Consider the following 23,894-nt stretch of genomic DNA (forward strand, 5'->3'; position numbering starts at 1 on the left):
GCATCGACTTGTACTGTTTTTACCTCGGGTCATGTGGAGCAGTTATGCCTTATTTACTTGAAATGAAGAGCATCACCAAGCGTTTTGGCGCGGTGAAAGCGGTCGATAACGTGAGCCTGCGGCTAAATCCTGGTGAAGTGGTTTCGCTCTGCGGCGAAAACGGTTCGGGTAAGTCGACGCTGATGAAAGTGTTGTGCGGGATCTATCCGCATGGCAGCTACGAAGGTGAAATTGTCTTTGCCGGCGAGGTCATTCAGGCCACCCACATTCGCGATACTGAACGTAAGGGTATCGCCATCATTCACCAGGAGCTGGCGCTGGTGAAGCATCTCACCGTGCTGGAGAACATTTTCCTCGGGGCCGAAATTTCGCGCCGCGGCGTGCTGGATTACGACACCATGACGCTACGCTGTGAAAAACTGCTGGCGCAGGTCAGTCTGGCCATTTCGCCGGATACCCGCGTGGGAGACCTGGGTCTGGGGCAGCAACAGCTGGTTGAAATCGCTAAGGCGCTGAACAAACAGGTCAGGCTGCTGATCCTCGACGAACCCACGGCCTCTCTCACCGAACAGGAAACGGCCGTCCTGCTGGATATCATCCGCGATCTGCAAAATCACGGTATCGCCTGCATCTACATTTCTCACAAACTCAACGAGGTCAAAGCCATTTCGGACACCATCTGCGTGATCCGCGATGGTCAACACATCGGCACACGCGAAGCCGAAGGCATGAGCGAGGATGACATCATCACCATGATGGTGGGCCGCGAACTGACGGCGCTCTACCCGAATGAACCTCACACAACGGGTGATGAAGTGTTACGCGTAGAAAACCTGACCGCGTGGCACCCGGTAAATCGCCATATCAAACGCGTAAACAACATCTCCTTTTCCCTGCACCGGGGTGAAATTCTCGGTGTTGCCGGGCTCGTCGGCGCCGGACGTACTGAAGCCTTGCAGTGCCTGTTCGGCGTCTGGCCAGGGCGCTGGGAAGGCACGGTTTATATTGATGGCAAGCCGGTGAAAATCGACAACTGCCAGCAGGCAATTGCCCACGGAATTGCCATGGTGCCGGAAGACCGCAAAAAAGACGGCATCGTGCCGGTGATGGCGGTGGGTAAAAACATCACGCTCGCGGCACTCGATCAGTTCTCCGGCGCGCTGAGCAGCCTTGATGATGCCGCAGAGCAGCAGTGCATTTTGCAATCTCTCGCCCGCCTCAAAGTGAAAACATCCTCACCGGAACTGGCCATTGGGCGCCTGAGCGGAGGCAACCAGCAAAAAGCCATTCTGGCGCGCTGTCTGCTCCTCAATCCACGCATCTTGATCCTGGATGAGCCGACGCGCGGCATTGATATCGGTGCGAAGTACGAAATCTACAAACTGATTAATCAGCTTGTACAGCAAGGGATCGCCGTCATTGTCATCTCCTCTGAATTACCCGAAGTGCTCGGCCTGAGCGACCGTGTGCTGGTCATGCACGAGGGCAAACTGAAAGCCAATCTGATTAACCAGAACCTGACGCAGGAGCAGGTGATGGAAGCCGCTTTAAGGAGCGAACGTCATGTCGAAAAGCAATCCGTCTGATATCAAAGTCGCTGTTCAGACGCCCGGCGCATTCGCGGGGTTAAAAGCGCTGAACCTGCAGGTATTCGTGATGATCGCGGCAATTATCGCCATCATGCTGTTTTTTACCTGGATGACCGATGGCTCCTACCTGAGCGCGCGTAACGTCTCTAACCTGCTGCGCCAGACTGCCATCACCGGCATTCTGGCCGTGGGCATGGTCTTCGTCATTATTTCGGCGGAAATCGACCTGTCGGTGGGGTCGATGATGGGCCTGCTCGGCGGCGTCGCGGCCATTTTTGACGTCTGGCTCGGCTGGCCGCTGCCGCTGACCGTGGCGGTGACGCTGGTATTAGGTCTGGTGCTGGGTGCCTGGAACGGCTGGTGGGTTGCCTACCGGAAGGTCCCGTCGTTCATTGTTACTCTGGCAGGAATGCTGGCCTTCCGCGGCGTATTGATTGGCATCACCAACGGCACCACCGTCTCTCCCACCAGCGCCGCAATGTCGCAGATTGGTCAGAGCTACCTCTCCGACAGCATGGGCTTTACCATCGGCGTGGTCGGGCTGCTGGCGTTCGTGGTCTGGCAGTGGCGTGGCCGTATGCGCCGTCAGTCGCTGGGGCTGGCCTCCTCCCCATCAACATCCGTGGTGGGACGTCAGGCACTGACTGCGGTGATCGTGCTCGGCGCGATTTGGCTCCTGAATGACTATCGCGGCGTGCCTACGCCAGTTCTCCTGCTGGCCCTCCTGCTGCTGGGCGGCATGTTTATGGCCACGCGCACCGCGTTTGGCCGCCGTATTTACGCCATCGGCGGTAACCTTGAGGCCGCCCGTCTGTCAGGCATTAACGTAGAGCGCACCAAACTGGCGGTCTTTGCCATCAACGGCCTGATGGTTGCTATCGCCGGGTTGATCCTCAGCTCGCGTCTCGGAGCGGGTTCCCCGTCTGCCGGAAACATTGCCGAGCTGGATGCTATCGCCGCCTGCGTCATTGGCGGTACCAGCCTCGCAGGCGGTGTAGGCAGCGTGGCGGGCGCGGTGATGGGGGCATTTATCATGGCTTCGTTGGATAACGGGATGAGTATGATGGACGTCCCGACGTTTTGGCAGTATATCGTCAAGGGGGCCATTCTTTTGCTGGCAGTCTGGATGGACTCTGCCACCAAGCGGCGTACCTGATAACCGTATTGTGACTTATTTGGGAAGCGAGCCATGTTTGAAAAGCGTCACCGCATTACGTTGTTATTCAATGCCAACAAAGCTTACGACCGACAGGTGGTAGAGGGCGTTGGTGAATATTTGCAGGCGTCGCAATCTGAGTGGGATATCTTTATCGAAGAGGATTTCCGCACCCGACTCGAGAACATCAAAGACTGGCTGGGCGATGGCGTCATCGCTGACTATGACGACCCTGTCATTGAGCAGTTACTGACTGACGTCGACGTCCCGATTGTGGGCGTCGGCGGCTCTTACCATTCGCCCGAACACTATCCTCCCGTTCACTATATCGCCACCGATAACCATGCCCTGGTCGAAAGCGCGTTTCTGCATTTAAAGGAGAAAGGCGTCCATCGCTTTGCGTTCTATGGTTTACCAGCCTCCAGCGGCAAGCGCTGGGCCGTTGAGCGCGAACACGCCTTTTGTCAGCTTGTCGCCCAGGAGAAATACCGCGGCGTGGTCTATCAGGGGCTGGAAACCGCACCGGAAAACTGGCAGCACGCGCAAAACCGTCTGGCTGACTGGCTGCAGACGCTGCCGCCGCAAACCGGCATTATTGCCGTGACGGACGCCCGTGCGCGCCATGTATTGCAGGTCTGCGAACATTTGCATATTCCGGTGCCGGAGAAGCTGTGCGTGATTGGCATCGATAACGAAGAGCTCACCCGCTACCTTTCTCGCGTGGCCCTTTCCTCAGTGGCGCAGGGCACCCGACAGATGGGGTATCAGGCCGCAAAATTACTGCATCGTCTGCTGGATAACGAATCCCTGCCGCTTCAGCGCCTGCTGGTTCCCCCGGTCCGCGTGGTAGAACGTCGCTCAACGGATTACCGCTCCTTAAACGACCCGGCAGTCATTCAGGCGATGCACTTTATCCGCAACCACGCCTGCAAAGGTATCAAGGTCGATCAGGTGCTGGATTCCGTGGGTATTTCCCGTTCAAATCTGGAGAAGCGTTTTAAAGAGGAAGTGGGCGAAACCATTCATGCGGTCATTCACGCAGAGAAGCTGGAGAAAGCGCGCAGTTTGCTCATCTCCACGTCGCTGTCGATCAACGAAATCTCGCAGATGTGCGGCTATCCGTCGCTGCAGTATTTTTATTCGGTGTTCCGTAAAGAGTATGACAACACACCGAAAGAGTATCGGGAACGCCACAGCGAAGTCATGATGTAGAAAAGAAAACGCCTTCCAGTGGAAGGCGTAATTGGGATTACATATGGGCGGCGATAAGTCGCTGGTTATCCTGGTACATCGCAAACAGATAGTTGTTATAGCGCTGACCCTGGGTGGAATAACCTTTCAGCTTGTGGATCATCGTACTGGCCGTTACTTCCTGATCCGCTTTACGCAGCTGTGCGCGTGACTTACGGAACGACGAGTAGGCCGGATGGGTGTTCAGGTTTACCACATAGGCATTTACTGAGTCTTTCACCGATTCAAACTGCGAGTAGCCCTTCACCTTGCCCGGCGCATTTTTACAACGCCCCTTCACACACTTCATGCCGAAGAGGTTGTTGTTGTTGCGCGCCAGCTTCGAGGTGCCCCAGCCACTTTCGGCTGCAGCCATTGTCGCAACCATGCTGCCCGGGATGATGTCGACACGCTCAAGGAGCGAGTTCCACGGCACACGACGGGTGTTACCGTTCCAGCTTACCTTGTAGCGCTTTGCGATATCTTTCAGGCGCGCGCGCTCGGACGGCGTCCAGCGGCTATCGTACTGTTTGGCGATCAACCAGTTACGATCTGCCGTAATCGCGGCGTTTTGACTTGTGATGTAAGGCATTACTGTCCGGAGAAACGCTTTTTTCCTTGGTGTTCCGGAAGGGTATTTTCGCAAATCAGGAAGTGAACTACTCTTTGCACTATTGCGAGAATACTCTTGTTTACTGCTAACCTTACTGCTTGTCGTCTTTATTACGTGGGCTTTCTTACTCGTTGTATCCGTGTGCGTCTTTGCAAGCACCCCACCCGAAAATGTCGTGGTGAGTAACATGAGTATCGCGGCCCCATATCGTCGAATGGGAGTCGATATCATTAGGTCTCCTGGTCGGATATAAACATTCCAACACCTTATTTTTTTCACAAATTTGAGAGCGGAATCTCAAATCCTATCAAAAATAGACTTCAAGAGCACGTATAGAAATAGTCCAATTCCGAAACTATGTCACCTGAAACGTGCTCACTTAAGCATCAATTCTGAAAATTTGTGTGCGATCTCGCAGATAACTGCCTAATTTTGCGCAGGATCACTCATCCTCTCGCGTCATCCTTGTAGAAAGCGCCGGGGGATGAGTTTTTACGCCTCACCTGATGGCACACTGGTCAAAAATGCCGCGACAGGAAGATGGAATGAAACGCACCGCCGTAACTTTTCTGATGTTACCCGCACTGGCACACGCTGACTGGTCATCGCCGGGATTTAACGCGTTCAGCGCCGAAGGCACCGGAATGTTCACCAGCCAGGCAAAGCTTGCGAAGGGTACGCGTCCTTTGACAGTGAGTTTTGACAACACGTGCTGGCAGCCAACAGAAGCGATAAAACTCAACGAGATGCTGTCACTCAAACCGTGTGACGGCACGCCGCCGCAGTGGCGTCTGTTCCGCGACGGAGAGTACCAGATGCGTGTCGATACCCGTTCCGGCACGCCAACCCTGATGCTGACCATCAAGAGCGCAGCAGAACAACCGGTGGCAAACGTTATCCGCCAGTGCCCAAAATGGGATGGAAAACCCCTGACGCTGGAGGTGGGAAACACCTTCCCGGAAGGCTCCGTGGTGCGAGATTTCTACAGCAAACAAACCGCGACGGTGCAGCAGGGAAAAATTACCCTTCAGCCTGCCGCCAACAGCAACGGCCTGCTGCTGCTTGAGCGCGCCGAAACCGACAAACCCGCGCCGTTTAGCTGGCAAAACGCTACGGTCTATTTCGTGCTGACCGACCGCTTCGTGAATGGTGACCCCACGAATGACAATAGCTATGGCCGCCACAAAGACAGCATGCAGGAGATTGGCACTTTCCACGGCGGCGATCTGAAAGGGCTTGCGAGCAAGCTTGATTATCTGCAGCAACTGGGGGTAAACGCGCTCTGGATAAGCTCCCCGCTTGAGCAGATCCACGGCTGGGTCGGCGGTGGCACCAAAGGGGATTTCCCCCACTACGCCTACCATGGTTACTACACGCAGGACTGGACCAGGCTTGATGCCAACATGGGCACCGAAGATGATTTACGTCATCTCGTCGATGAAGCGCACAAGCGCGGCATCCGCATTCTGTTCGATATCGTCATGAACCATGTGGGCTACGCAACGCTTGCCGACATGCAGGAGTACCAGTTTGGCGCACTCTATCTGCAAGGTGATGAGCTGAAGAAAACGCTGGGTGAACGCTGGACCGACTGGAAGCCGGGTACGGGACAAAGCTGGCATAGCTTTAATGATTACATCAACTTCAGCGATAAAGCCGCATGGGAAAAATGGTGGGGTAAAAAATGGATCCGCACCGATATTGGCGATTACGACAACCCGGGCTTTGACGACCTGACCATGTCACTGGCGTTTTTACCCGACCTGAAAACGGAATCCACCACGCCGTCCGGTTTGCCAAACTTTTATCAGCACAAGCCCGATACCCAGGCAAAAGCTATCCCGGGATACACCCCGCGCGATTACCTGACCCACTGGCTCAGCCAGTGGGTACGCGAGTATGGCATTGACGGTTTCCGTGTTGATACGGCAAAACACGTGGAACTGGCGGCCTGGCAGCAGTTGAAGGACCAGGCAAGCCAGGCGCTGGCGGCCTGGAAAGGTGCTCACCCGGACAAAAAACTCGACAATGCGCCGTTCTGGATGACGGGTGAATCCTGGGGCCACGGGGTCATGCAGAGCGATTATTACCGCCACGGCTTCGATGCGATGATTAACTTCGATTATCAGGAGCAGGCGGCAAAAGCGGTGAACTGCCTGGCCGATATCGATCTAACGTGGCAGCAGATGGCGGAAAAACTGCAAAGCTTTAACGTCCTGAGCTATCTCTCTTCGCATGACACCCGCCTGTTCCGCGAAGGGGGCCAGCGCGCGGCAGAACTGCTGCTGTTAGCGCCAGGCAGCGTACAAATCTATTATGGGGATGAATCAGAGCGTCCGTTCGGGCCGACGGGTTCCGACCCTCTGCAGGGAACACGCTCGGATATGAACTGGCAGGATGTGACGGGCAAACAGGCGTTAACCGTCGCCCACTGGCAAACGCTGGGTCAGTTCCGCGCCCGCCATCCGGCGATAGGTGAAGGCAAGCAAACCACGCTTTCGCTGAAAGAGGGGTATGGATTCGTACGTGAACATGATGGCGATAAAGTGATGGTCGTTTGGGCGGGGAACCAATAGCCCCCTCATCGCGGTTTTCTCCCTCTCCCTTAGGGAGAGGGCCGGGGTGAGGGGCACTCACCAGAACTATTCACTACAAAAATCCACACCCGCCACATAAAACCACAAATCCGACCACACCAGCCGATTTGCACCCGCACGGTGCTAGCGTTATGGTTACCCACTTTCAAAACAAGCTCGACAGATCACCTGCTATGACGTTTTCACTTTTCGGCGACAAATTTACCCGCCATTCAGGCATTACCCGCCTGATGGAGGACCTCAACGACGGGCTGCGCACACCGGGCGCCATCATGCTCGGCGGCGGAAACCCGGCTCAAATCCCGGAGATGAATACCTATTTCCAGACGCTGCTCGCTCAGATGCTGGAAAACGGCAAAGCAACCGATGCGCTTTGCAATTACGACGGCCCTCAGGGTAAAACCGAACTGCTGAAACTCCTCGCCGACATGCTGCGTGAAGAGCTGGGTTGGGATATCGAACCGCAGAATATTGCACTGACAAACGGCAGTCAGAGCGCGTTTTTCTACTTGTTTAACCTTTTCGCAGGACGTCGCGCCGACGGCACCACCAAAAAAGTATTGTTCCCGCTGGCACCGGAGTATATCGGCTACGCCGATTCTGGTCTGGAAGAGGATCTGTTCGTCTCCGCGCGCCCGAATATTGAGCTGCTGCCGGAAGGTCAGTTCAAATACCACGTCGATTTTGAACATCTGCACATTGGTGAAGAGACGGGCATGATCTGCGTATCACGTCCAACCAACCCAACGGGCAACGTCATCACCGACGACGAGCTGATGAAACTGGATGCGCTGGCAAATCAGCATGGCATCCCGCTGGTGATCGATAACGCCTATGGCGTGCCGTTCCCGGGTATTATCTTCAGCGAAGCACGCCCGCTGTGGAACCCGAACATCGTCCTGTGTATGAGCCTCTCCAAGCTCGGCCTGCCGGGCAGCCGCTGCGGGATCATCGTCGCCAATGAAAAAATCATCACCGCCATTACCAACATGAACGGCATTATCAGCCTTTCTCCTGGCGGTATTGGCCCGGCGATGATGTGCGAAATGATTAAACGCAACGATCTGCTGCGCCTGTCTAATGACGTGATTAAGCCGTTCTATTATCAGCGCGTTCAGGAGACGATTGCCATACTTCGCCGCTATTTACCGGAAGAACGCTGCCTGATCCACAAACCTGAAGGGGCAATTTTCCTGTGGCTGTGGTTTAAAGATCTGCCGATCACCACCGAGCTGCTTTACCAGCGCCTGAAGAAGCGAGGCGTATTGATGGTGCCGGGTGATTACTTCTTCCCGGGGCTGGACAAGCCGTGGCCGCATACGCATCAATGTATGCGTATGAACTACGTGCCCGATCCGGAAAAAATCGAAGCCGGGGTAAAAATTCTCGCCGAAGAGATCGAATTCGCCTGGCGCGAAGACGCCCAGTAAGAACCTACGCCAGATGACGCAACCGCTCGGTGCGTAATCTGGCGGGATCGACACAGCTCAGCGCGTGGGTCGGACAGGCTTCCACACAGGCCGGTCCGTCCGCGCGGTGCGCGCATAAATCGCATTTCAGCGCCTGAAGCGTATCTCCTGCCCATTGCACCTGCATCGCCCCAAACGGGCACGCCACCATACAGCGTTTACACCCAATACACCGCGCCTGCTCAACCTGCCAGGCTCCCTCGCCACGGCGAATCGCCTGCGTTGGGCAGACATTCGCGCAAGGGGCATCTTCACACTGATGGCAACCCACCGCCGTGGTGAAAGCGTCCCCTTTGACTACCCGAATGCGGGGCGTAAAGGCGTCTGTTGAGATGGCGTCCTGATGCGACACGACACACGCCACTTCGCAGGTGCGACAGCCGATGCATTTTGCCGAATCCGCCATGATGAACCGGTTCATCTGTTATCCCTCGCGCACGTTAAAACCCAGCTCTCTGGAGATCGCGTCCGCCGTTTCACGCAGAGGTGTAAGCAGATTTTTTTCGCCAATCTGCTTCATGCGGGAGGTCGACAGCGAAATTGAGATCGCATACGGCACGCGGCCATGAATATCAAACACCGGCACCGCGATACAGGAGACCCCCAGCTCGTTCTCTTCTTTGTCCATCGCCATACTGTGCTCGCGGATTTCCGCCAGCTCGTCATACATCGCGCTCAATTCAGTGATGGTGTTGCGGGTCAGCGGCTGGATCTGATCCTGGTGGCTTTCCCAGTAGCTCGCCACATAGTCCTGGTGACCGAATGCCATGTAGATCTTGCCCATTGCCGAGCAGTAAAGCGGCATATGCTGGCCGATATAGGCGCGCGTGCGCAGCATACCGGTGGTCGGCTCAAGCTTATAAATCAGGATCGCGTGATCGTCTTCGCGGCTGGAGAAGTTCACCGTCTCGCCGGTGGCGATATTCAGCGACTCAAGATGCGGAGCAGCCACGTGGATGATATTCAGCGACGACAGCGCCTTTTGCCCGACGGCGATAAATTTGGTGGTCAGGCGATAGCTGCCCGCCGCCGGCGCCGGGGTGACGTACCCGCACGACTGCAATCCCTGCAGTAACCGGTGCACGGTGCTCTTATTCAGCCCGGCCAGTTCCGATAAATGGGCCAGAGGACAGCCGTTCGGATAGTTACTGAGGATCTCAATCAGCATCAGACCGCGAAACAAGCTCTGGCTACCTGCTGGCCTCTCTTTTTCTTGCGTCATGTCGCTCTCTTTCATGCTCATCCCATGGCTCCTTTTTATCGCGCCCTGATGGTAGCGCAAAGTGTGGTTCAGTTCACGATCTCAACAGAAAAAACACAACCAGTTGATTTTAATCGATTTTGAAAATCATGAATGTCGTTGATCTGGCAAAATTTGATCGCTATATTTGAAATCAGATTTCGCATAGTGAAATTTAGCGATAAAAAAGCACTCGCACTTGCCCCTACGAAGAACAGGAGAACAGGGATGAAAGTGACATTCGAAGAGTTGAAAGCAGCGTTCAATCGGGTTCTGCTCGATCGCGGTGTAAAAGCAGAAACGGCGGATGCCTGCGCGGAGATGTTTGCCCGCACCACGGAATCTGGCGTCTATTCCCACGGCGTGAACCGCTTCCCGCGTTTTATTCAGCAACTGGACGCGGGCGACATCATTCCTGATGCCCAGCCAAAACGGGTGACCACATTAGGGGCCATCGAACAGTGGGATGCCCAACGCGCCATCGGTAACCTGACGGCGAAAAAAATGATGGATCGCGCCACCGAACTGGCCTCCGATCACGGTATCGGTCTGGTTGCGCTGCGTAACGCTAACCACTGGATGCGCGGAGGGAGCTATGGCTGGCAAGCCGCAGAGAAGGGCTACATCGGGATCTGCTGGACCAACTCCATTGCGGTGATGCCCGCGTGGGGGTCAAAAGAATGTTGCATCGGCACCAACCCACTTATCGTGGCGATCCCCTCCTCCCCAATTACCATGGTCGATATGTCGATGTCGATGTTCTCCTACGGCATGCTGGAAGTGAACCGACTGGCCGGACGCACGTTACCGGTCGACGGTGGATTCGACGACGAGGGCAATCTGACCAAAGAGCCTGGCGTGATTGAGAAAAATCGCCGTATTCTGCCTATGGGCTACTGGAAAGGTTCCGGCTTATCGATTGTGCTCGACATGATCGCCACCCTGCTCTCTAACGGCTCCTCCGTGGCGGAAGTTACCCAGGACAACAGCGACGAGTATGGCGTGTCGCAGATCTTTATCGCCATCGAGGTCGACCGCCTGATCGACGGCCCAACCCGCGATGCCAAACTGCAGCGTATTATGGACTTCATCACCACCGCCGAGCGGGCAGACGAAAACGTCGCTGTCCGTCTGCCGGGGCATGAATTTACGCGACTGCTTGAAGAGAACCGCCGCAACGGCATCACCATTGACGACAGCGTGTGGGCGAAAATCCAGGCGCTGTAAGGAGTGGGCCATGATATTCGGACATATTTCACAGCCAAATCCGTGTCGCCTGCCGCGGGCGATTGAAAAAGCGTTAGATTTTCTGCGTACCACGGATTTCAGCATGCTAAAGCCGGGTGTCGTTGAAATTGAGGGACACAACATCTTTGCCCAGGTGCTTGATCTCACCACCCGGGAACAGCACGAAAATCGCCCGGAAGTGCATCGCCGCTATCTTGATATTCAATTTCTGGCGTGGGGTGAAGAAAAAATCGGTATTGCTATCGATACCGGCAATAACAACATCAGCGAATCATTACTGGAACAACGGGATATTATTTTTTATCACAACAGTGAAAATGAATCGTTTATCGAAATGATACCCGGCAGTTACGCCATATTTTTCCCGCAGGATGTACACCGTCCTGCCTGTATTAAAAACAAGGAAACCGCAATTCGCAAAATTGTGGTGAAAGTGGCAATCAGCGAATTAGATTAATTTTCTGATATACCCTAAATAATTCGAGTTGCAGGAAGGCGGCAAGAGAGTGAATCTCCAGGAGCTTACATAAGTAAGTGACTGGGGTGAACGAGCGCAGCCAACGCACATGCAACTTGAAGTATGACGGGTATAAATACAGGAACGCGAAATGACCAACACCGGTTTTATTATTGGTGCGTACCCCTGCGCACCCTCGTTTCACCAGAAAGGGGAACAAGAAGAACAAACCTTCTGGCGGGAACTTTCTGACACGCCACACATTCGCGGGCTGGAACAACCCTGCCTTGAACATCTCCATCCTTATGGGGATGAATGGCTGTTCCGCCATACGCCTGGAGACTGGCAAATCGTCGTCACGGCAGTGATGGAAACCATGCGTCGCCGTGGCACCAATGGCGCATTTGGGCTGGCGTCTGCTGACGAAGATCAGCGTAAAGCCAGCGTAGAATTTTACCGCCATCTGTGCCAGAAGATTGCTGCCGTTAACGCCCGTTTTCCCGGGAAAGTCATTGCCCTGGAAATGCAGGCCGCACCGCAGGCGGGCAATGCTTCAGTCGAGCAGGCTATCGAGGCGTTCGCCCGTTCCATTCGTGAAATCGCGGGCTGGGACTGGTCCTGCGATCTGGTGCTTGAACACTGCGATGCCATGACCGGTCCCGCACCGCGTAAGGGATTTTTACCCTTAGAGCAGGTGCTGGAGGTGATAAAAGAGACAGATATCAGCATCTGTATTAACTGGGCGCGCTCAGCCATTGAAGGGCGCAACACCACGCTTCCGGTTGAGCACGTTCAGACCGCCCTTCAGGCCGGAAAACTGGCCGCGTTGATGTTCTCCGGCACCACCATCTGCGGAGAGTATGGTGAATGGCAGGATCTGCACGCACCGTTTTCATCGTACTGTGCCGACAGTTTGCTGACCACTGAACATGCAAAAGCACTCTTTACTGCGGCGAGCGCCGCAACATTGAAATTTTCCGGTATTAAATTACTGGAAATAAATGCTAATGCTGATATCAGCCATCGCATCGCTATTTTGCGAGACGGCATTAGCCAAATGAAAAAAGCAACGCAATAACAATAAAAAAATCTTATTCCGGTTACCTACACTGAGATATTAAATATGAATACGTCTACTCAAGCTCTACATGCGGACATTCCGCGCCAGCGCTGGCTAAGAATTATTCCCCCGATTCTTATCGCCTGCATTATTTCTTATATGGACCGTGTGAATATTGCTTTTGCCATGCCCGGCGGTATGGATGAAGAGTTAGGTATTTCTGCCACCATGGCAGGCCTGGCGGGTGGGATCTTCTTTATTGGCTATCTGTTTTTGCAGGTGCCTGGCGGCAAGATTGCCGTTCATGGCAGCGGGAAGAAATTTATCGGCTGGTCGCTGGTCGCCTGGGCGGTGATTTCGGTCCTGACCGGGCTCGTCACCAGTCAGTATCAACTGCTGGTGCTGCGTTTCTTACTCGGGGTAGCAGAAGGCGGGATGCTGCCGGTTGTGCTGACGATGATCAGTAACTGGTTCCCTGACGCTGAACGCGGTCGTGCCAATGCGATTGTAATTATGTTCGTCCCCATTGCCGGGATCATCACCGCGCCCCTGTCGGGCTGGATTATTACCGCACTCGACTGGCGCTGGTTGTTCATCATTGAAGGGCTGATGTCCATCGTTGTACTGGTGCTGTGGGCCTTCACGGTGTACGACCGCCCGCAGGAAGCACGCTGGATTTCTGAAGCGGAAAAAAACTATCTGGTCAAAACCCTGGCCGCAGAACAGCAGGCCATTGCCGGTAAAGAGGTGAAAAACGCCTCGCTGAGCGCGGTGCTGTCCGACAAAACCATGTGGCAGCTGATTGCCCTGAACTTCTTCTACCAGACCGGCATTTACGGTTACACCCTCTGGCTACCCACCATTCTCAAAGAGCTCACGCACACCAGCATCGGCCAGGTAGGCGTGCTCGCGATCCTGCCTTATATCGGGGCCATTGCGGGTATGTTCCTCTTCTCTTCGCTCTCTGACCGTACCGGTAAACGCAAGCTGTTTGTCTCCCTGCCGCTGATTGGTTTTGCGCTCTGCATGTTCCTCTCCGTGGCTCTGAAAGAGCATACCTGGCTGGCCTACGCCGCGCTGGTGGGGTGTGGGTTCTTCCTGCAGTCGGCGGCGGGCGTGTTCTGGACCATTCCGGCACGCCTGTTCAGCGCGGAGATGGCAGGCGGTGCGCGGGGTGTGATTAACGCCCTGGGTAACCTCGGCGGGTTCTGTGGCCCTTATGCGGTCGGCGTGCTGATCACCTTGTACAGCAAAGATGCGGGAGTTTACTGCCTGGCGGTGTCACTGGCACTGGCATCTCTGCTGGCCCTGCTGCTACCGGCGAAGTGCGATGCCGGTGCGGAGCCTAACCCTACGGTGAATCCGCATAAGCGTGCGGCCTGATGCCCTCACCCCAGCCCTCTCCCACAGGGAGAGGGAGCAAGACGAGAACCCCCGCCCTCTCCCAAAGGGAGAGGAAGCAAGACGAGAGAGTCAAAGATGAGTGAAAAAGAACCCTTCTGGCTGGGTATCGATTGTGGCGGTACTTATCTGAAAGCCGGTTTATACACCCGCGAGGGCAAAGAGGTCTGTATTGAACGCCGCACGGTTGCCACGCTCAGCCCGCGAGCAGGCTATGCGGAGCGGGACATGAACCAGCTGTGGCAGCAGTGTCACACCACCGTCGCTCTTCTGCTCAACAACGCCCGGGTTAGCGGCGAGCAGATCAAAAGCGTGGGCATTTCAGCGCAGGGCAAGGGGCTGTTTCTTCTCGATAAACAGGATCGTCCCCTGGGCAATGCGATGCTCTCCTCAGACCGTCGGGCACTGGACATCGTGCAGCGCTGGCAGCAGGACGGTATTCCCGAAAAGCTCTATCCGCACACGCGACAGACGCTCTGGACCGGGCATCCGGCCTCTCTTCTACGCTGGGTCAAAGAGAATGAGCCACAACGCTATCAGCAGATTGGCTGCGTGATGATGGCGCACGACTACCTTCGCTGGTGCCTCACCGGCGCAAAAGGCTGCGAAGAAAGCAACATCTCTGAATCCAATCTCTACAACATGAACACCGGCCAGTACGATCCGCAGATCACGCGCTGGCTGGGTATCAGTGAAATCGACAACGCTCTGCCGCCCGTTGTCGGTTCAGCGGAAATCTGCGGGGAAATCACCGCTCAGGCTGCCGCACTTACCGGTCTCGCGGCGGGAACCCCCGTCGTTGGTGGGCTGTTTGATGTGGTTTCCACCGCGATCTGTGCCGGACTGCACGACGAACATACGCTGAACGCCGTCATGGGCACCTGGGCCGTCACCAGCGGGATTGCCAATGCGCTTCGGGACAACGAACCGCATCCCTATGTCTATGGGCGTTACGTCCACCCGCAGCAGTACATTGTCCACGAAGCCAGCCCCACCTCTTCCGGCAACCTTGAGTGGTTGACTGCCCAGTGGGGAGAAATGTCTTTCAGTGAGATCAACCGCGCCGTGGCCAGCCTGCCGAAAGCCGATAGCGATCTGTTCTTTCTGCCGTTTCTCTATGGCAGCAACGCCGGGCTGGAGATGACGAGCGGCTTCTACGGCATGCAGGCGCTGCATACTCGCGCGCATCTTTTACAGGCAGTTTACGAAGGTGTGGTGTTCAGCCATATGACCCATCTCAACCGCATGCTCGAACGCTTTACCGACGTACAGGCACTACGCGTCACCGGCGGCCCGACCCACTCTGACGTATGGATGCAGATGCTGGCGGATGTCAGCGGTCTGGCGATTGCGCTCCCGCAGGTGGAAGAGACTGGCTGTTCCGGCGCGGCGCTGGCCGCCCTGGTCGGCACCGGCGTTTATCCCGATTTTTACGCAGCGCAGCACGCGCTCAGACACGACATTCGGGTCATTGAACCCGACATGCACGCCCATGCGGCCTATCAGCGCAAGTATCAGCGCTACCAGTTACTGATTTCAGCACTACAGGGTTATCACGCCCGTGTTAAGGAGCACGACCTATGAGCCGACCATTACTGCAGCTGGCGCTCGACCACACCTCACTTCAGGCTGCCCAGCGCGATGTCGCCAGGTTTTCCGATCACGTCGATATTATCGAAGCGGGCACCATTTTATGTCTGACCGAAGGGCTTAACGCCGTGCGTGCGTTACGCGAGCAGTGTCCAGGGAAAACTCTCGTGGCGGACTGGAAGGTGGCCGACGCCGGAGAAACGCTGGCAGAGCAGGCGTTTGGCGCAGGCGCGAACTGGATGACCATCATCTGCGCCGCGCCGCTGGCCACAGTTGAAAAAGGTCACGCGGTGGCGCTGCGCTGCGGTGGGGAAATTCAGATGGAGCTGTTTGGCAACTGGACGCTGGACGATGCCCGCGCCTGGCACCGCATCGGCGTGAAACAGGCCATCTACCACCGGGGACGCGACGCGCAGGCCAGCGGCCAGCAGTGGGGTGAGGCAGATCTCGCCCGAATGAAAGCGCTCTCCGACATTGGTTTGCAGCTGTCCGTCACCGGCGGCATCACCCCGGCCGACCTGCCGCTGTTTAAGCAGATCAACGTCAAAGCCTTTATCGCCGGTCGCGCACTGGCAGGCGCTGCCAATCCACCGCAGGTGGCCGAGGCCTTCCATTCGCAAATCCGCGACATCTGGGGAGCGTAATCATGCGTCAGCATCCGTTAGGTATTTACGAAAAAGCGCTGCCGAAATCCCTCACCTGGCCGGAGCGCCTGGTGCTGGCAAAAAGCTGTGGCTTTGATTTTGTTGAAATGTCGGTAGATGAAACGGACGAACGCCTGTCGCGCCTGGCGTGGAGCACCACACAGCGTGCATCGCTGGTGGAAGCAATGCTGGAGACCGGTGTGTCGATCCCCTCCATGTGCCTGTCTGCCCACCGCCGCTTCCCGTTTGGCAGCCGGGACGAAACCGTGCGCGCCCGCGCCCGCGAGATCATGTCCAGCGCCATTAAACTGGCGCGTGATTTGGGTATTCGCACCATCCAGCTGGCCGGGTATGACGTGTATTACGAAGAGCATGATGAAGGCACCCGGCAACGCTTCGCCGAAGGGCTGGCATGGGCGGTCGAGCAGGCCGCCGCCGCGCAGGTGATGGTGGCCGTTGAGATCATGGACACCGCGTTTATGAACTCCATCAGCAAATGGAAAAAGTGGGACGAGATGCTGGCCTCACCGTGGTTTAGCGTTTACCCGGATGTCGGCAACCTCAGCGCGTGGGGTAACGATGTGGCCGCCGAGCTGACGCTGGGCATTGACCGCATCGCGGCAATTCACCTGAAAGATACCCAGCCCGTCACGGCACAAAGCCCAGGACAGTTCCGCGACGTGCCGTTTGGCGAGGGCTGCGTCGATTTCGTTGGCGTGTTTAATACGCTCAATAAGCTGAACTACCGCGGCGCGTTTCTGATTGAAATGTGGACCGAAAAAGCAAAAGAGCCGGTGCTGGAGATTATCCAGGCGCGCCGCTGGATTGAAGCCCGTATGCAGGAAGGAGGCATGACATGTTAGAACAACTCAAAGCCGAGGTGCTGGCAGCCAACCTGGCACTGCCCGCCCACCAGCTGGTGACCTTCACCTGGGGTAACGTCAGCGCGGTGGATCGCGACAGCGGTCTGATGGTGATCAAACCGTCCGGCGTGGAGTATGACGTGATGACGGCGGAGGATATGGTGGTGGTGAATATTGCCACCGGTGAGGTGGTCGAGGGCAGCATGAAACCGTCGTCAGACACGCCTACCCATCTTGCGCTGTACCGTCGCTACCCGGAGATTGGCGGCATCGTCCATACCCATTCCCGCCATGCCACCATCTGGTCTCAGGCAGGTCAGGATCTGCCCGCATGGGGCACGACGCATGCGGACTACTTCTACGGCGCGATCCCCTGCACGCGGCGGATGACCACGGCGGAGATCGCAGGAGACTACGAGTATCAGACCGGTGAAGTGATCATCAAAACCTTTGAAGAGCGCGACATCAGCCCCATGCAGATCCCGGCAGTGCTGGTGCACTCCCACGGACCGTTCGCCTGGGGTAAAGATGCCGCCGATGCGGTACACAACGCCGTGGTGCTGGAAGAGTGCGCGTACATGGGCCTGTTTTCGCGCCAGCTTGCGCCGCAGCTTCCGGTTATGCAGCAGGAACTGCTCGACAAACATTATCTGCGCAAGCACGGTGCGCATGCCTATTACGGGCAGTGATCAACCGGAATTAATGTGTTCCTTACAGTACCGCCGTTTCCAGACGGCGGGTGTTAACCCGGTATGCTTCGAAAATATCTGCCGGAAATACCCCACGTCGTTAAAACCGCAGCGGGTGGCCACTTCCGTTAATGACGCAGAGTCATTCAGCAGCATTTTTTCTGCCGCCCTGACGCGCTGGCGATGAATCGCCTCCGTCAGGGTTAAATGAAATGTCCGACGAAACACGCGCCCCAGGTAATCGGCATTACAGTGCAGCGATTTTGCCAGCAGCGAGGTGGAGAGCGGTAAATGAAACTGCGTGCGAATAAGCTGTTTTGCCTTCCAGGCCAGAGCTGCACCGGCCTCATCGGGGCGGTCCTCATACCCTGCTGAGAGGGATATTTGCTGCAAAATCAGTAGCAAAAGCATTTCCAGCGCCACGCTGCGCTGTAATTTTTCCTGCTCGCTGAGGAACTGGCGAAAAAGCGCAATCACCGACGGGACATCCCTCACGCAGCAATGTTGTTCAATGGTCAGCGGAGAAGCCTCCGGCAAAGCGGAAGGCCCAGGTTTCACCTCAAAATGCAGCCAGTAGAATCGCAGATCGGCCGGAAAATCTTCTGTACCCACATGCCGCCGCTTCGGCCAGAGCAATAAACTCTCCCCCGCCTTCACCTCAAAAAGACGGTTCTCCTCCTGGATCGTTAATGTCCCCTTTTCGACGAAAATGATTTCCCACGACGTTAATTTACGCGCCGGGTGGCGACCCACGCCCCGCGAAATAAACAATCCGCCGTTTTGCACTTTAATCGGAAGCGCTATGGATAATTCGAGCATGGATATTCACCATTCCGCTTTTATTGCCGCATTTAATTGACTTATCCATTGATTATTAACAATTTACGTTATAGCTGCCCGATCAAACTCACACTTTCTTCATCAGGTCGGAATCGTCATCTTTTTATACTTTTCCCTTCCCTTGTTGCCCTTTTCGTTCAGTGCAGAATGAATGAGGTACCTTGCACAAATACGATAAAAATCGATTACCGAGGAGTTATCTCATGACTTCCACACCGATTACCGAGTCTGACGTTGCACAACGGGTGAGAGAAGAACGTTTGTCCGTTCGCGAAAAAATTGGCTACGGCCTGGGCGACGCGGGCGGCACGGTCATTACCTGTCTGATAATGAATTTCCTGACCTTTTTCTATACCGATATTTTTGGCCTGACCCCGGCGCTTGTCGGCACGCTGTTTATTGCCCTGCGCGTATTTGACGCGATTTCTGACCCTGTCATGGGCGTGATTGCTGACCGCACCCAAAGCCGATGGGGGCGCTTTCGTCCCTGGCAGCTGTGGGTGGCATTCCCTATTGGCATCATCGGCGTGCTGACCTTCACCGTACCTGAAGCCAGCATGGGCGTGAAAATTGCGTGGGCATTCGGCACCTACCTGCTGCTGTCCGTCGGCTATACCGCCATCAACGTGCCCTACTGCGCGCTGATCAACACCATGACCACCCGCCACAGCGAGGTCATTTCCTGCCAGTCATGGCGCTTTGTGCTGTGCGGCGTTGCGGGATTTTTGGTCTCCGTCGGCCTGCCGTGGCTGGTGGCAGCGCTGGGGCAAGGCAACGCCGCCCGGGGTTATCAGCTGGGCGTTGGCGTCCTGTGCACCCTCGCCGTGGTGATGTTTCTCTGCTGCTTCTTCTGGGTCCGTGAACGCGTCCCACTGGCGCTGATGGGTAAATTCACCCTGCGCGAACACCTGGCAGGGCTGCGTAAAAATGACCAGCTGCTGCTGATGCTGGTGATGTCGTTTTTGCTGATCAACGTCTTCAATATCCGTGGTGGCGGATACATGTACTTCATCACCTATGTGCTTCAGGGCAGCACCGCCTACACCTCGCTGTTTTTCACCATGGTGACCTTCGCAGCGATCCTCGGGGCGGTGATCGTCAGCCCCCTCTCTCGCCGTATTGATACGGTCAAACTCTACTACTACACCAACCTGGTGCTCGCCGCGATCGCGGCTGGCATGTGGTTCCTGCCCGGCGGCCCGGCGCATCAGACGCTCTGGCTGATCGTAATTCTGAGTAACGGCGTCATCCTGGGCTTTACCCTGCCGCTGCACTTTTCGCTGATGGCTTTTGCCGACGACTACGGCGAGTGGAAGACCGGCGTGCGATCGTCGGGCATGAACTTCGCCTTCAACCTGTTTTTCATCAAGCTGGCGTGGGCCTCCAGCGCCGGGATCATCAGCCTGGTGTTTATCGCCGTCGCCTATCAGCCGGGAGCGGGTAACCAGACGCCCGCCTCGCTGCAGGGCATTACCGCCATGGAGACGCTGCTCCCTGCCCTTTTCCACCTGCTGCTGGCGGTCTCAATCCGCTGGTGCAGGCTCAACAATCCGATGATGTCGCGCATTGCCACCGATTTGCGCCAGCGTCATGTACCATCCTGAGGAGAACGTGATGTCAATAATGGAAGCCGATCTGCATAACCTGAAAATCAACGATCCATTTCTTGGCCAGTATCAGCGGCTGGTGCGTGATGTGGTCATCCCCTATCAGTGGGATGCGCTCAACGATCGCGTGGCAGAAGCCGAGCCCAGTCATGCCATCACCAACTTCCGCATTGCGGCAGGTCTTGAAGAAGGTGAGTTCTACGGCATGGTATTTCAGGACAGTGACGTGGCGAAATGGCTGGAAGCCGTGGCGTGGTCGCTGTGTCAGAAACCCGATGCTGAACTGGAAAAAACCGCCGATGAGGTGATTGAACTGATCGCCGCGGCGCAGTGTGAAGATGGGTATCTCAATACGTACTTCACCGTCAAAGCGCCCGACGAACGCTGGACAAATCTTGCCGAGTGCCACGAGCTTTACTGCGCGGGGCATATGATCGAAGCTGGCGTGGCGTATTTTCAGGGCACCGGAAAACGCCGACTGCTGGAGGTGGTGTGCAAACTGGCAGATCATATCGACACCGTTTTCGGCCCCCGGGAAGGCCAGCTTCACGGCTATCCGGGCCACCCGGAAATCGAGCTGGCGCTGATGCGGCTGTACGACGTTACTGAGGAGCCACGCTACCTGAACCTGGTGAAATACTTCATCGAGGCGCGCGGTACGCAGCCTCACTTCTATGATATCGAATACGAGAAGCGCGGCAGAACATCGTACTGGCACACCTACGGCCCGGCATGGATGGTCAAGGACAAAGCTTACAGCCAGGCGCATCAACCGCTTGCTGAACAACAAACAGCGATTGGCCATGCGGTGCGTTTTGTCTACCTGATGGCGGGTATGGCACACCTGGCTCGTCTGAGCAAAGACGACGCAAAACGTCAGGACTGCTTACGCCTGTGGAACAACATGGCGCAGCGCCAGTTGTACATTACCGGCGGGATTGGTTCGCAAAGTAGCGGTGAAGCCTTCAGCAGCGATTACGATCTGCCCAACGATACGGTGTATGCCGAAAGCTGCGCCTCGATTGGCCTGATGATGTTTGCCCGTCGGATGCTGGAGATGGAAGCGGATAGCCGCTACGCCGACGTGATGGAGCGCGCCCTGTACAACACGGTGCTGGGCGGCATGGCGCTGGACGGTAAGCATTTCTTCTATGTTAACCCGCTGGAAGTGCACCCCAGGACGCTGGCCTTTAACCACATCTATGACCACGTCAAACCGGTTCGTCAGCGCTGGTTCGGCTGCGCCTGTTGCCCGCCGAATATCGCCCGCGTGCTGACGTCGCTGGGGCATTACATTTACACCGTTCGCCCGGATGCGCTTTTCATTAATCTCTACGTAGGGAATGAGGTCACCATCCCGGTGGGCGATGAGACGCTTAAGCTGCGGATCAGCGGTAATTATCCGTGGCAGGAAGAGGTCAACATTGAGATCGCCTCGCCCGTACCGGTGACGCACACCCTGGCCCTGCGACTACCGGACTGGTGCGCAAATCCTCACGTGTCGTTGAACGGAGAAGGCATGACGGGCGAGGTATCACGGGGCTATCTTCACCTCACCCGTCGCTGGCAGGAGGGCGATACGCTCACGCTAACCTTACCGATGCCGGTCCGCCGCGTGTACGGTCACCCACAGGTTCGTCAGCAGGCCGGAAAGGTCGCGCTGCAGCGCGGTCCGCTGGTCTACTGCCTGGAAGAAGCCGACAATGGCGCCAACCTGCATAATCTTGCCCTGCCTGCCGACAGTGAATTCCGGGTTTTCGAGGGTAACGGAATTTTCGCTCATAAGATGCTGATTCAGGCGGAAGGTGTCACGCATGACGCCGCAGAAGCGGGATCGGAGGCGTTATGGCAGTACGACCGTCCTGCGGTGCAACGTCAACCCAAAACGTTGACCTTTATTCCGTGGTTTAGCTGGGCTAACCGGGGAGAAGGGGAAATGCGCATTTGGGTGGATGAGGACTGAATATCTGCGGCCTGATGCCCTCACCCCAACCCTCTCCCACGGGAGAGGGATCGTTAAGGCAGCACGCGACGCGCTGCCTCAGCCAGAAAAGCGCTTCGGTTACTAAACTGCGGATGCTCACTCACAAAAGAATCAATTTTCACCAGCAATCGACGAGGCAGGGTGATATTGATACGCTCCGCCTTACCGTCGAATTGCTTCATATTGATATCTACAAGCAACCATTGTCCGCCGATAAAATCACCCGGTGTGGCTTCAAGATGTGCTTCAACATTGCCAGGGAGAGGTAACTCTTCATCCATTTCAAATAGCGCTTCGAAGTGAGCTGTCAGTGCATCACGTGCATCCTGAAAAGCATCATCCAGAGAATTGCCGGCAAAAAAACAACCAGGAACGTCAGGAAAAAAACCGCTGGCGCTACCGTCGGGATCAGAATGAATGTAAGCCGGATAAAACATAACTACTCCTGATATCAGTGTTTGATTCCCGCCTGCCGCCAGATTTGCGCGAGGGTGCCGGGTTTTATGTCCTTTTTGGGATGTGGAACGGTCACCAACCCCGCATGTACTGGGTGGCGAAACTGATGATGGCTTCCTTTCGTTCTTACACATTTCCAGCCATGCCTGACCAGAACAGTAATGACATCCGCACTTTTCACATTCCAACCCTTCCATGATTATACACATCATACACACCATCGCTACTGGTGCAGATGACAATAGACGAAAGGAAATGCACACGCAGCCGGGTTTTGTCTGAACAGGAAGGAGCAACGCAAAAAGAAAGGCGGAACAGGTAAATTGCAGATCAAAATACAGGCGCTATCACAACGCCGGGTAAGGCGAAGCCGCCACCCGGCTTTACAGCATCAGAAGCGCCAGCTCAGCCCGGTCATCAGTGCGAAGCTGTCGTCGCGGTCGATCATCGGGCTGTTCTTCACGTCGTCAGGCAATACGGTATAAACCGCGCTGGCGTTAAGGAACAGGTTCTGGGTTAACTGATATTTTGCCGCCAGACCCACGTATGGCGTCCAGCTGTCACCGGCGGCGTATTCATTCAGACCCGAGCGGCGAGACTCGCTGCCGGAAACCCCGTAGTAGTAGTCGTTATAGCTCTCGTCACTGTAGAAAATGCCCACAGATGGCGTCAGCGTGAGGCGTTCCATGCGGATGGGGCGGAAGTACGAAATCTCACCGACTACGCCACCGCTTTCATCCATCGCATCGCCGGAAACGGCCACTTTCAGCGAGCCCCAGTTTTCATGGCGGTAATAGGCGCCCCCCAGGAAAGCAGACGCTTTACGCTCATCCAGATGTTTCATCTGAGGGTCGTCGTTATCGTCGGGATCAAAATGCAGCGGCATCCACGACGCGGTCAGGCTAAATTCATTTTTTTCGTCTTTCCACAGGATCCATCCACCTGTGGTCTGGCGCACATAGAATCGGTCACCTTCATAGCTAATTAACGGAACCGCGGTGGTATTTTCATTATACCCTTTATAAGGTGACTCATTAAATACAGCCCCCGCGCCAAGTGAAAAGTCACCGGCCATTGCGGATGAAGTCGCAAATAACGTGGCAGCGATGAGTAAATTGTTTTTAATAGTCATTCCATGTAATCCATTTAAACGCCGAACAA

General features: G+C 55.8%; 22 protein-coding genes. 15 read left to right on the plus strand and 7 right to left on the minus strand.

What is annotated here, in order from left to right:
• The first annotated feature begins 44 nt into the window (after positions 1-44).
• Genes ACOTZF_RS11875 through xylR form a run of 3 tightly spaced genes read left to right on the plus strand, consistent with a single transcriptional unit; the run spans position 45 to position 3,957 of the window.
• Positions 45-1,586, plus strand: coding sequence for a xylose ABC transporter ATP-binding protein (locus tag ACOTZF_RS11875; protein ID WP_129253400.1), 1,542 nt, complete (start codon positions 45-47; stop codon positions 1,584-1,586).
• Positions 1,564-2,745 (plus strand): xylose ABC transporter permease XylH, encoded by a 1,182-nt coding sequence (gene xylH / locus ACOTZF_RS11880; protein ID WP_013094961.1) that lies wholly within the window; start codon positions 1,564-1,566, stop codon positions 2,743-2,745. Before ACOTZF_RS11875 ends, xylH begins: the two co-directional genes overlap by 23 nt.
• 33 nt (positions 2,746-2,778) lie before the next feature.
• The gene (xylR, locus tag ACOTZF_RS11885) at positions 2,779-3,957 is read left to right on the plus strand and encodes a D-xylose utilization transcriptional activator XylR (protein ID WP_014830205.1); all 1,179 of its coding nucleotides are present in this window, start codon (positions 2,779-2,781) and stop codon (positions 3,955-3,957) included.
• A 37-nt stretch (positions 3,958-3,994) separates the two neighbouring features.
• Here xylR and ACOTZF_RS11890 read toward each other — a convergent pair whose 3' ends face one another.
• On the minus strand, positions 3,995-4,819 hold the full coding sequence (locus ACOTZF_RS11890) for a protein bax (RefSeq protein ID WP_014830204.1): 825 nt from the start codon (positions 4,817-4,819) through the stop codon (positions 3,995-3,997).
• Between the two features lie 314 nt (positions 4,820-5,133).
• Here ACOTZF_RS11890 and ACOTZF_RS11895 point away from each other — a divergent pair, with 314 nt between their 5' ends.
• Both ACOTZF_RS11895 and avtA read left to right on the plus strand, forming a co-directional pair.
• Entirely contained in the window at positions 5,134-7,164 is a 2,031-nt protein-coding gene (locus ACOTZF_RS11895; protein WP_129253402.1) for an alpha-amylase, read from the plus strand.
• A gap of 194 nt (positions 7,165-7,358) precedes the next feature.
• Complete coding sequence (gene avtA, locus ACOTZF_RS11900) at positions 7,359-8,615, plus strand: valine--pyruvate transaminase (RefSeq protein ID WP_020686533.1); 1,257 nt, start codon at positions 7,359-7,361, stop codon at positions 8,613-8,615.
• 4 nt (positions 8,616-8,619) lie between these two features.
• Here the strand turns inward: avtA and ACOTZF_RS11905 are convergent, their stop codons facing one another.
• Positions 8,620-9,075, minus strand: a complete 456-nt coding sequence (locus ACOTZF_RS11905) for a 4Fe-4S dicluster domain-containing protein (RefSeq protein WP_013094956.1) — start codon at positions 9,073-9,075, stop codon at positions 8,620-8,622.
• Positions 9,076-9,078: 3 nt separating this feature from the next.
• Positions 9,079-9,897: an IclR family transcriptional regulator YiaJ gene (yiaJ, locus tag ACOTZF_RS11910; protein WP_013094955.1), complete on the minus strand. Its 819-nt coding sequence runs from the start codon at positions 9,895-9,897 to the stop codon at positions 9,079-9,081.
• Positions 9,898-10,122: 225 nt separating this feature from the next.
• Between yiaJ and yiaK the strand changes: the two genes are divergently transcribed.
• The 8 genes from yiaK (at position 10,123) to araD (ending at position 17,846) form a co-directional block, all read left to right on the plus strand.
• Positions 10,123-11,121, plus strand: a complete 999-nt coding sequence (gene yiaK / locus ACOTZF_RS11915; protein ID WP_013094954.1) for a 3-dehydro-L-gulonate 2-dehydrogenase — start codon at positions 10,123-10,125, stop codon at positions 11,119-11,121.
• A gap of 10 nt (positions 11,122-11,131) precedes the next feature.
• Positions 11,132-11,599, plus strand: coding sequence for a YhcH/YjgK/YiaL family protein (locus tag ACOTZF_RS11920; protein ID WP_045901943.1), 468 nt, complete (start codon positions 11,132-11,134; stop codon positions 11,597-11,599).
• A 151-nt stretch (positions 11,600-11,750) separates the two neighbouring features.
• Complete coding sequence (locus ACOTZF_RS11925) at positions 11,751-12,677, plus strand: DUF4862 family protein (protein WP_129253103.1); 927 nt, start codon at positions 11,751-11,753, stop codon at positions 12,675-12,677.
• Between the two features lie 45 nt (positions 12,678-12,722).
• On the plus strand, positions 12,723-14,042 hold the full coding sequence (locus ACOTZF_RS11930) for an MFS transporter (protein WP_029881926.1): 1,320 nt from the start codon (positions 12,723-12,725) through the stop codon (positions 14,040-14,042).
• A 96-nt stretch (positions 14,043-14,138) separates the two neighbouring features.
• Entirely contained in the window at positions 14,139-15,644 is a 1,506-nt protein-coding gene (locus ACOTZF_RS11935) for an FGGY-family carbohydrate kinase (RefSeq protein ID WP_129253101.1), read from the plus strand.
• Complete coding sequence (ulaD, locus tag ACOTZF_RS11940) at positions 15,641-16,294, plus strand: 3-keto-L-gulonate-6-phosphate decarboxylase UlaD (RefSeq protein ID WP_129253099.1); 654 nt, start codon at positions 15,641-15,643, stop codon at positions 16,292-16,294. The genes ACOTZF_RS11935 and ulaD overlap by 4 nt, the downstream gene beginning before the upstream one ends.
• A 2-nt stretch (positions 16,295-16,296) precedes the next feature.
• Complete coding sequence (locus ACOTZF_RS11945) at positions 16,297-17,157, plus strand: L-ribulose-5-phosphate 3-epimerase (RefSeq protein WP_020686527.1); 861 nt, start codon at positions 16,297-16,299, stop codon at positions 17,155-17,157.
• Positions 17,151-17,846, plus strand: a complete 696-nt coding sequence (gene araD, locus ACOTZF_RS11950) for an L-ribulose-5-phosphate 4-epimerase (RefSeq protein ID WP_048972676.1) — start codon at positions 17,151-17,153, stop codon at positions 17,844-17,846. Before ACOTZF_RS11945 ends, araD begins: the two co-directional genes overlap by 7 nt.
• Here the strand turns inward: araD and ACOTZF_RS11955 are convergent, their stop codons facing one another.
• On the minus strand, positions 17,847-18,665 hold the full coding sequence (locus ACOTZF_RS11955; protein WP_020686525.1) for a helix-turn-helix domain-containing protein: 819 nt from the start codon (positions 18,663-18,665) through the stop codon (positions 17,847-17,849). It abuts the gene before it with no gap.
• Positions 18,666-18,889: 224 nt separating this feature from the next.
• On the opposite strand from ACOTZF_RS11955, the gene ACOTZF_RS11960 reads away from it, so the two are divergent.
• Both ACOTZF_RS11960 and ACOTZF_RS11965 read left to right on the plus strand, forming a co-directional pair.
• The gene (locus ACOTZF_RS11960; protein WP_020686524.1) at positions 18,890-20,290 is read left to right on the plus strand and encodes an MFS transporter; all 1,401 of its coding nucleotides are present in this window, start codon (positions 18,890-18,892) and stop codon (positions 20,288-20,290) included.
• A 10-nt stretch (positions 20,291-20,300) separates the two neighbouring features.
• The gene (locus ACOTZF_RS11965) at positions 20,301-22,256 is read left to right on the plus strand and encodes a glycoside hydrolase family 127 protein (RefSeq protein WP_100168001.1); all 1,956 of its coding nucleotides are present in this window, start codon (positions 20,301-20,303) and stop codon (positions 22,254-22,256) included.
• Positions 22,257-22,309: 53 nt separating this feature from the next.
• Here the strand turns inward: ACOTZF_RS11965 and ACOTZF_RS11970 are convergent, their stop codons facing one another.
• From ACOTZF_RS11970 to ACOTZF_RS11980, 3 genes are all read right to left on the minus strand, one after another.
• Positions 22,310-22,714 carry a type II toxin-antitoxin system HicB family antitoxin gene (locus ACOTZF_RS11970; RefSeq protein ID WP_023621194.1) on the minus strand — a complete coding sequence of 135 codons (405 nt, stop codon included), beginning with the start codon at positions 22,712-22,714 and terminating at the stop codon, positions 22,310-22,312.
• Positions 22,715-22,728: 14 nt separating this feature from the next.
• On the minus strand, positions 22,729-22,914 hold the full coding sequence (locus ACOTZF_RS11975; RefSeq protein ID WP_071843252.1) for a type II toxin-antitoxin system HicA family toxin: 186 nt from the start codon (positions 22,912-22,914) through the stop codon (positions 22,729-22,731).
• 210 nt (positions 22,915-23,124) lie between these two features.
• The gene (locus tag ACOTZF_RS11980; RefSeq protein WP_013094942.1) at positions 23,125-23,865 is read right to left on the minus strand and encodes a MipA/OmpV family protein; all 741 of its coding nucleotides are present in this window, start codon (positions 23,863-23,865) and stop codon (positions 23,125-23,127) included.
• Between the last annotated feature and the right edge of the window lie 29 nt (positions 23,866-23,894).

The organism is Enterobacter cloacae complex sp. SHL021 (assembly GCF_049237765.1).
Taxonomy (GTDB): Bacteria; Pseudomonadota; Gammaproteobacteria; order Enterobacterales; family Enterobacteriaceae; genus Enterobacter; species Enterobacter cloacae.

Excerpts from the sequence above, each read along its gene's own strand:
- ACOTZF_RS11875 (WP_129253400.1), top strand. The coding sequence starts at position 45 with ATGCCTTATTTACTTGAAATGAAGAGCATCACCAAGCGTTTTGGCGCG.
- xylH (WP_013094961.1), top strand. The coding sequence starts at position 1,564 with ATGTCGAAAAGCAATCCGTCTGATATCAAAGTCGCTGTTCAGACGCCC.
- xylR (WP_014830205.1), top strand. The coding sequence starts at position 2,779 with ATGTTTGAAAAGCGTCACCGCATTACGTTGTTATTCAATGCCAACAAA.
- ACOTZF_RS11890 (WP_014830204.1), bottom strand. The coding sequence starts at position 4,819 with ATGATATCGACTCCCATTCGACGATATGGGGCCGCGATACTCATGTTA.
- ACOTZF_RS11895 (WP_129253402.1), top strand. The coding sequence starts at position 5,134 with ATGAAACGCACCGCCGTAACTTTTCTGATGTTACCCGCACTGGCACAC.
- avtA (WP_020686533.1), top strand. The coding sequence starts at position 7,359 with ATGACGTTTTCACTTTTCGGCGACAAATTTACCCGCCATTCAGGCATT.
- ACOTZF_RS11905 (WP_013094956.1), bottom strand. The coding sequence starts at position 9,075 with ATGAACCGGTTCATCATGGCGGATTCGGCAAAATGCATCGGCTGTCGC.
- yiaJ (WP_013094955.1), bottom strand. The coding sequence starts at position 9,897 with ATGAGCATGAAAGAGAGCGACATGACGCAAGAAAAAGAGAGGCCAGCA.
- yiaK (WP_013094954.1), top strand. The coding sequence starts at position 10,123 with ATGAAAGTGACATTCGAAGAGTTGAAAGCAGCGTTCAATCGGGTTCTG.
- ACOTZF_RS11920 (WP_045901943.1), top strand. The coding sequence starts at position 11,132 with ATGATATTCGGACATATTTCACAGCCAAATCCGTGTCGCCTGCCGCGG.
- ACOTZF_RS11925 (WP_129253103.1), top strand. The coding sequence starts at position 11,751 with ATGACCAACACCGGTTTTATTATTGGTGCGTACCCCTGCGCACCCTCG.
- ACOTZF_RS11930 (WP_029881926.1), top strand. The coding sequence starts at position 12,723 with ATGAATACGTCTACTCAAGCTCTACATGCGGACATTCCGCGCCAGCGC.
- ACOTZF_RS11935 (WP_129253101.1), top strand. The coding sequence starts at position 14,139 with ATGAGTGAAAAAGAACCCTTCTGGCTGGGTATCGATTGTGGCGGTACT.
- ulaD (WP_129253099.1), top strand. The coding sequence starts at position 15,641 with ATGAGCCGACCATTACTGCAGCTGGCGCTCGACCACACCTCACTTCAG.
- ACOTZF_RS11945 (WP_020686527.1), top strand. The coding sequence starts at position 16,297 with ATGCGTCAGCATCCGTTAGGTATTTACGAAAAAGCGCTGCCGAAATCC.
- araD (WP_048972676.1), top strand. The coding sequence starts at position 17,151 with ATGTTAGAACAACTCAAAGCCGAGGTGCTGGCAGCCAACCTGGCACTG.
- ACOTZF_RS11955 (WP_020686525.1), bottom strand. The coding sequence starts at position 18,665 with ATGCTCGAATTATCCATAGCGCTTCCGATTAAAGTGCAAAACGGCGGA.
- ACOTZF_RS11960 (WP_020686524.1), top strand. The coding sequence starts at position 18,890 with ATGACTTCCACACCGATTACCGAGTCTGACGTTGCACAACGGGTGAGA.
- ACOTZF_RS11965 (WP_100168001.1), top strand. The coding sequence starts at position 20,301 with ATGTCAATAATGGAAGCCGATCTGCATAACCTGAAAATCAACGATCCA.
- ACOTZF_RS11970 (WP_023621194.1), bottom strand. The coding sequence starts at position 22,714 with ATGTTTTATCCGGCTTACATTCATTCTGATCCCGACGGTAGCGCCAGC.
- ACOTZF_RS11980 (WP_013094942.1), bottom strand. The coding sequence starts at position 23,865 with ATGACTATTAAAAACAATTTACTCATCGCTGCCACGTTATTTGCGACT.